The sequence below is a fragment of the Paraburkholderia sp. J41 genome (genome assembly GCF_905220235.1).
Taxonomy (GTDB): Bacteria; Pseudomonadota; Gammaproteobacteria; order Burkholderiales; family Burkholderiaceae; genus Paraburkholderia.
On record NZ_CAJMZE010000085.1, the window covers coordinates 1 to 1,240 of the forward strand.

General features: G+C 62.7%; 1 pseudogene. It reads left to right on the forward strand.

Going from position 1 to position 1,240, the window contains the following annotated elements:
* A pseudogene (locus tag U5805_RS31515) lies at positions 1–1,240 on the forward strand (type VI secretion system Vgr family protein); the annotation flags it as partial.

Consider the following 1,240-nt stretch of genomic DNA (forward strand, 5'->3'; position numbering starts at 1 on the left):
GCGTGGCGTTTCCAGCATCAGATGGTCGATCTGGTCTATGTCCAGATGCTGATGCAGAAAGAGGGCATCTACTCTTTCATCGAGGAGTGTGAGTACGGCGATCAGGTCGTCTTTGCCGATGACATGGATCACTATCGCTACGACGAGCCTCAGCGCCTGGTGCCCTACCGCGAGGCGGCGGGACTGGAAGCGGGCGGCGTCGAGGCGGTCACGTCGCTGAAGACTCACGCGACGGTGGTGCCTCAGTCGGTCGTGGTCGCAGACTATAACCCCGAGAGCGCCTGGGAGCGATTTAGAGACAGCGCCAACCTCGCCCCGCAGGACCCGACGACCTACGGCCAGCCCTACATCTACGGGACTCACCATCTCGACCAGGCCGGAGCGAAGTGGGAGGCGCAGCTTCGCCACGAGGCGGCCCTCGCACGGCAGGTCATCTACGAGGGCGTGAGTAACGTACTGGCGTTGCAATGTGCAAGTGTGCTGGAGACGGATCTTGTCCTGCCCGATGCGCCCAAAGGCCAGGTTGTGATTGAGGTCAGGCACAGCGGCGCGCGTGACCAGCCCTATACGAACCGCTTCAGGGCCATCCCCGCCGACCGGCGTTTCCGGCTCCAGCTCAGGCCGGAAACCTGGGCCCGCATCCCGGGCACACTCAGCGCGCGGATTTGCAGCCCGGACAAATACACCTATGGCTACCTGAACTCTGCCGGATATTACGTCATCCGTCTGGATGCGGACTTCGGCACCTGGCCGAAGGGCGGCGAGAGCGTGCCGATGCGGCTGGCCAAACCCTTCGCGGGCAAACTCCAGACGGGCATGCACTTCATCGCGCTGGACAACGATGAGGCAGTGATCCGGTTTAGAGATGGCGACCCGGACAAGCCGGAAATTTGCGGGTTTCATCACCACAGCCAGGCGCGCGACCTGGTGACGAACGACCGGCGCTGGCTCTCGCGCAACATGATCCGCACGCAGGCGAACAACAAGCTGCGCATGGAGGATTGGGCGGGCCAGGAAGGCGTCAAGGTTAGCACGGAGCACTCAGGCAAGTCGCAACTGAATCTCGGCTATCTGGCTAACAACAAACTCGAATACCGGGGTGAGGGATACGAGCTACGGTCGTCAGGCTGGGGGGCACTTCGTGCGGGCAAGGGCGTGATGGTCACGACCTATGACCGGCCTGCTGCCACGGGCAAGCAGCTCGGAGGAGACCATTGCGCAGCTTGAGAGTGCGCTGGCC